Raw genomic sequence first — 6,171 nt, 5'->3', positions numbered from 1 at the left:
GAGGCCGGGCAGGACGCGCGCGAACTGCTGGCGCGCTGAAGACGAGTAGTGCCGGCCGCTGGCCGGCAACGTCCGGATCTGCGATTGCCGGCCAGCGGCCGGCACTACCGATAATGAAGAACGCCGGCTTGCGCCGGCGTTCCTTGATTCTTACGGGGCCTTCTGGATCACCGCACACGCCAGGCGTGCGCCGGCGTTGCCGGTCGGCTGGGTCTTGTAGTCGTCCGCATCGGCGTGGACGATCAGGCCGCGGCCGATGATGTCGAAGTCATCACCCTTGCCGATGTTGACATTGCTCGACACCGGGCCGTCGATGGTGGCCACGCCCTTGTCGTCGGCCTTGATGTTGGGCATGTCGCCGCCGTGGTGCGGATCGGTGGCGACGTTGCCGTGATCCTGCTTGCCCGGGTTGAAGTGGCCGCCGGCGCTCATGCCGTCCGGGGCGCTGCAGTCGCCCTTCTCGTGGATGTGGAAGCCGTGCTCGCTGCCCGGCTTCAGGCCGGTGATCTGGCCGGTCACGTGGACCTTGCCGTCGACCACCTTGAAGGTGACGCTGCCCTTGGTTTCGTTGCCCTGGGTCGGTGCCAGTTCGGCGGTGGCCGAGGCATCGGCAGCCGGTGCAGCCGCCGGGGCTGGCGTTGCGGCCGGTTCGGTGGTGGCGCCCTCGGCCGGGGCGGCCGGCGGGGTTTCCGCCTGCGGCGCGGCCGGTTGCTGGTTACAGGCCGCCAGGCCCAGCGCGGCGATGGCCGCAAACAGCGAAGTGTGGATCAGACGCATTGGAATCTCTCCCTGGATGTTGCCTGCAGTGATCAGCGGACGACCCGGATCACGCCACAGGCGATGCGGACGCCGGCATTGCCGGCGGGCTGGCTGCGATAGTCGTCGGCGTTGGCATGCACGACCAGTGCACGTCCGGCGATATCGGTGGCGGCGCCTCCGCCAAGGGTAACGCCCTTGAGGTGGATATCGACGTTGGCGCGGCCCTGGGCATCGGCACGCAGGTTGTCCATGTCGCCCAGGTGGTGCTTGCCGGTGCCGGCGCGGCCATGCGCGGCGCCACCGGGGTTGAAGTGGTTGCCGGCGCTGCTGGCATCCACCGCGCTGCAGTCGCCGCGCTCGTGGATGTGGAAGCCGGCCTGCTGCATCGGCTGCAGGCCACCGATCAGGCCGGTGATGTGGATACCGCCGGGCTCCACCATCAGTGCGATGCGGCCACTGACGATGCTGGCCGAGGCCGGAGACAGATTGGCCTCACCCTGCTTCGCTGCGCTGACCACGGTGGGCGGCGGCGGGGTGGGCTCGGCCTTCTTCGGCGCGCTGCCACAGGCAGACAGCAGCACGGCGGCGGACAACGGCAGGATGGCAAAGGACAGACGCATCGAAGACTCCTTGCAGGTGACACTAAGCATTGCATCGTCCATGAACGATCAACGGTTCGGCAAGCGGGCGCGAGGATCGCGTGCAGGGACCGTTCAATGGCCCCCGCGACGGCGCCCGGCGCCCAGCTTGCGGGTAAGGGTATTGCGGCCGAGGCCGAGGCGGGCAGCGGCTTCGGCGCGGCGACCGTGGGTGATCTGCAGCGCTGCCTCCAGCAGGGCATGGTCGACCCGCTCGCGCACCTGCGCGTGCAGCCCTTCCACGCCCTCGGCCAGCTGACGGCGCGCCCATTCGGCCAGCAGCGCTTCCCATTGGCCCGGATCGGCTGCGCTGCCGCTGTTGCGGCGGCCGCGCGCGCGGTTCAGCGCGGTATCGACATCGGCCACGCCGATGGTGTCGGCGGCGGCCAGCGCGGCCATCCGCCAGCACACGTTCTCCAGTTCGCGCACGTTGCCCGGCCAGTCGTGTTCGCGCAGCGCCTGCAGAGCCGCGGCGGTGAGGCGCTTCGGCGGCGTATCCAGCCTGCGTGCGGCGGCGGCCAGGAACGTGCTGGCCAGTTGCGCGATGTCCTCGCGGCGCTCGCGCAGCGGCGGCAACTGCAGGCGCACCACGTCCAGGCGATGCAGCAGATCGGCGCGGAACTTGCCCTGCGCGACCAGGCCTTCCAGATCCTGGTGGGTGGCGGCCACCACGCGCACATCGACGCGGATCAGCTCGCGGCCACCGACGCGGAAGAACTCACCCTGCGCCAGCACACGCAGCAGACGGGTCTGCAGCGGCAATGGCATGTCGCCGATCTCATCCAGGAACAGCGTGCCGCCGTTGGCCTGCTCGAAGCGGCCGACATGACGGCGCTGCGCACCGGTGAAGGCGCCAGCTTCGTGGCCGAACAGCTCGCTCTCCAGCAGTTCGGCCGGGATCGCGGCGGTATTGAGCGCGACGAACGGGCCCTGCGCACGCGGCGATTCGCGGTGCAGCGCATTGGCCACCAGCTCCTTGCCGGTGCCGGTCTCGCCGGTGATCAGCACCGCCAGCGGTGCCTGCGCCAGGCGACCGATGGCGCGGAACAGCGCACGCATCGGGGGGGTATCGCCCACCAGTTGCGGCGGCTGGTCGCCGGGCGTTTCGGCGGCGGGGCTGGGGGCGGCCAGCGCGGGCGCCACGGCCGGCAGCACACGCTGCGCCAGCGCCACGGCATCGTCCAGGTCGAACGGCTTGGACAGGAATTCATGCGCGCCCCCGCGGAACGCACCGGCGGTGCTGGCGACATCGGTATAGGCCGACATCACCACCACCGGCAGCTGCGGCAACGCGGCCTTGAGTTTGTCCAGCAGTACCAGGCCATCGTCGCCGGGCATGCGCACATCGGTGAACAGCAGCGCCGGTGGCGGGCCCGCGCTCAACGCCTGCAGGGCGGGAGCGGCACTGTCGAAATCAACGACCTGGTACCCCGCCTCGCGCAGCGCGGTGCACAGTACGAAGCGCACCGCACGATCATCGTCGACCACCCAGATGCGCTGTGCGGTGGTGGGGGACTCAGACATCGCGCGGGGCCTCCTCGGCAGGAGCGGCGCCGTTGCCGATCGGCAACAGCAGGGTGAACACGGTATGGCCCGGACGCGAGCGGTAGGTGAGCGTGCCGCGATGCTCGCGCGCGACCTGCTGGGCCAGTGCCAGGCCCAGCCCGGTGCCTTCGGCACGGCCACTGACCAGCGGCAGGAACAGGTGTTCGGCCAGCTCCTCGGGCACGCCACGGCCGTCGTCGGCGATTTCCAGGCGCAAGGCCAACGTGTGCAGCTGCTCGGCGATACGCACCCCATGCTCCACGCGGGTGCGCAGGGTGATGCTGCCGGCACCGGCCTGGATCGCGTTGCGCACCAGGTTCCACACCGCCTGGGTGAGGCGGTCGGCGTCGCCGTGGAATTCGGGAATGCTGGGGTCGTAGTCGCGCTGCAGGCGTACCGCCCAGCCGGCCTCGTTCTCGGCCAGGCGCAGCACACGTTCCAGCGCGGCATGGATGTTCAGTTCCGCATGCGGCGCGGCCGGGGCCGGCGACAGCAGCTGGTCGAGAAGGCCGTTGAGGCGCTCGATCTCCGAGCCGATCAGTTCGATCAGCTCACGTTCGCTGGCGTCGCGCTGCGCCGCGCGGCGGGCCAGCAGCTGGGCCGCGCCCTTCAGCCCGGCCAGCGGGTTGCGCAGCTCGTGGGCCAGGCCCTTCAGCGCCGCGCTGAGCGCGCTGGGCAGCGCCTGGGTTGGGTCCAGCCCGGGGAATTCATCGACCGGATGCGCCTCCAGCAGCCAGCCACCATCGTCGCGGCGGCTCATCCAGCCCTCGGCGAAGCGCGGCGCCTCGCCGGGCACCGCCAGCGCCAGCCGGTTCAGGCGCAGGCTGTCGCGCTCATCGCGGGCCAGGAAATGGGCCAGCGCCTCGCCCTGCACTTCCAGTGCGGCCAATGGCCGACCCAGCAGGCGCCGGACGCTGACGCCCAGCCAGCGGGCGAAGGCCGGATTGCAGCCGGCAATGCAGCCATCGGCCCCGGCCCAGGCCAGCGGCGTGCCCAGGGCATCAAGGGACGGCGGGGGTGCGGGGTCGGACATTGCACCAATGTAGTGCAAAACGCGGGGTTCGGGGTCAGAGCCCTTTCCTGGCGGAAGGGGATCTGACCCCTGCTGCAGGTCGAGCAAGCTCGACCACTACCAGATGCAGGGCCGGTTACAGCTTCATGTTGAGGCCAACGAACACGCTGCGGCCCGGGGCTGGCGAGAACATCGGGCGGGCGCTGTCCCAGAAGAAGCTGTCGTACCAGGCGTAGGCGTACTCGCGGCCGGTGACGTTCTTCAGTTGCAGGTCCACACTGAAACGCGGGGTGAGCTGATAGGCAGCACTGAGGTCGAGCACGGCGAAGCCACCGAACTTGCCGGCCACGTTGCGCTCCTCAAGGTAGTAGTCGCCCTGCGCGCGTGCCTGCAGGCCGAGGCGCAGCGCGTCGCTGGCGCGGTAGTCCACACCCAGATTGCTGATGTGGCGCGGGGTGGCGGCCACTTCGCGGCCGTGCAGGGAAATGCCGGCATCGCGGTCGTCGCGGGTGATCTTCGCTTCCTGGTAGGCGTGCGACGCCCATACCGTCCAGTCATCGCCCAGCTGCAGGCTCAACTGCGCATCCACGCCGCGCCGGCGGGTCTTGCCCAGGGTGACCGTGGTGCCGGTGGCAGGCATGTTGGATACCTCGTTTTCCGCGTCCTGCTGCCACACCGCCAGGCGCGCCTGGGCGCCCTGGAACGGCTGGAACTTCAGGCCCAGCTCCATGCCCGTATTGGTGGACGGCTGCATCGGCGCCTGCCCCGGGGTGAGGTAGGCCGGTGCGGTGGACCCGGTCAGCACCTGGAAGGTGCGGCCCCAGTTGGCGTAGACGTGGGTGGTCTGGCCCAGGCTGTGGATGATGCTCAGCTTGGGCTGGCCGATGCTGCCGTAATCCTGCAGCCGGGCGGTGATGCCGTTCATCAGGTGCGTGCTGCCACTGAAGCGATCGATACGATAGGCCGGCACGATCTTCCACGCCTCGGCGGGCTGGTAGATCGCCTGCACGTAGGCGCCCCAGTTGTCGAAGCTGTGGCGGTCGTCGTTCTGCACGCGCGCCGGCGGCTGGCTGTAATCGGTCGGTTCGGCGTAGGCATAGCGCTCGCGGATATAGCCGTTGTCCTGCTGCTCGTAGTTCAAGCCGCCTTCGACGGTAAGCGCGGGGCTGGCCTGCCAGGTCAGCGTGCTGAGCAGGCCAGTCTGGCGTTCATCCCACACGCGGCGCTGGCGCGGCAGGTTGCCGGTGGGCAGGTCGCTGAAGGTCACGCGGCGGTCGTCTTCATAGCGGTTGTAGTAGAGCCGCGTGCCGAAGGTGAGTGCGTCGGACAGCTTCAGGTCGACGTGCGCGGCGATCTGGCGCATGTCGCGGTCATCGCCGTCGTTGCCGTTGCGCAGCTCGCTGCCACGGCGGTGCGTGCGCAGTTCCTCAGCGGTCATGAAGCCCGGTTCGTCGGCCTCATGGTGGTAGGCGCGCGCGGTCAGGCCCACGCGCAGCCCTTCGTCCAGCGTGCCGAAGAACCACTTGCCGCCCAGCGAGTACTTCCTGGAGGTGTCGTGGTCGCGATAACCATCGCTGGCCTGGGTGCCGACAAAGTAGTTCTGCGCGAAGCCATTGGCTTCGCGGCCAATCGCCAGCTGCGCATCACGGGTGTTGTAGCTGCCGTAGGCCAGGCGCGCATCGGTGTAGCTGCCGCCCTGGCGCGTACCGAAGTTCACGTTGCCGCCGATGTTGTGCAGGCCATAGCGCGGATCGTTGGTACCACGCACCACTTCGATGTAGCTGATGTCCAGCGGGAACAGCATGTCGATGAAGCGCTGGTTGCCGCTGTTGACGTTGCTGGGGATGCCATCGATCAGCGTCTTGATGGCATTGAGGTAGCCCTCGCCGTTGAAGGCGCGGAAGCTGACCTTGCCCGATTCGGCACCCTGCCGGGTTTCGGTGAGCTGGATGCCGGGCATCTGCCCGAGCAGTTCCCAGCTGTGCGAAACGTTGCGGTTTTCGATCTGGTCTGCACCCAGCACGTCCACCGAGGTCAGCACCTGGTGCGCACTGAGCTGGCCTTCGCCGTGCTGGTGCACCTGCACCTTGCCGAGGGTGAGCGCGGCATCGGCGGACTGTGCGAAAGCTTCAGGGGCGAACGGTGCGGCCGCCAGGGCGGCCACAAGGGTGGAAGTCTTCATGGGAAGGGGCGGTTACGGTGAAATGTAATCATATA

At 69.0% G+C, this 6,171-nt stretch carries 5 protein-coding genes; all 5 read right to left on the bottom strand.

Annotated features, from left to right (window positions below; translation table 11 throughout):
* Nucleotides 1-150 precede the first annotated feature (150 nt).
* Nucleotides 151-777: a superoxide dismutase family protein gene (locus tag AC5P8R_RS16745; protein ID WP_014645499.1), complete on the bottom strand. Its 627-nt coding sequence runs from the start codon at nt 775-777 to the stop codon at nt 151-153.
* Between the two features lie 32 nt (nt 778-809).
* A complete protein-coding gene (locus tag AC5P8R_RS16740) occupies nt 810-1,379 on the bottom strand; it encodes a superoxide dismutase family protein (protein ID WP_014645498.1) in 570 nt (189 codons plus the stop codon).
* 93 nt (nt 1,380-1,472) lie between these two features.
* A complete protein-coding gene (gene ntrC, locus AC5P8R_RS16735) occupies nt 1,473-2,921 on the bottom strand; it encodes a nitrogen regulation protein NR(I) (RefSeq protein ID WP_032959347.1) in 1,449 nt (482 codons plus the stop codon).
* Nucleotides 2,914-3,975, bottom strand: coding sequence for a two-component system sensor histidine kinase NtrB (locus AC5P8R_RS16730; protein ID WP_032959394.1), 1,062 nt, complete (start codon nt 3,973-3,975; stop codon nt 2,914-2,916). Before AC5P8R_RS16730 ends, ntrC begins: the two co-directional genes overlap by 8 nt.
* Before the next feature lie 115 nt (nt 3,976-4,090).
* Nucleotides 4,091-6,136, bottom strand: coding sequence for a TonB-dependent receptor (locus AC5P8R_RS16725; RefSeq protein ID WP_495223647.1), 2,046 nt, complete (start codon nt 6,134-6,136; stop codon nt 4,091-4,093).
* Nucleotides 6,137-6,171: the final 35 nt, after the last annotated feature.

Source organism: Stenotrophomonas sp. YJH_SMC_73, assembly GCF_059370155.1.
This window is presented reverse-complemented; position numbering and strand designations above follow the sequence as displayed.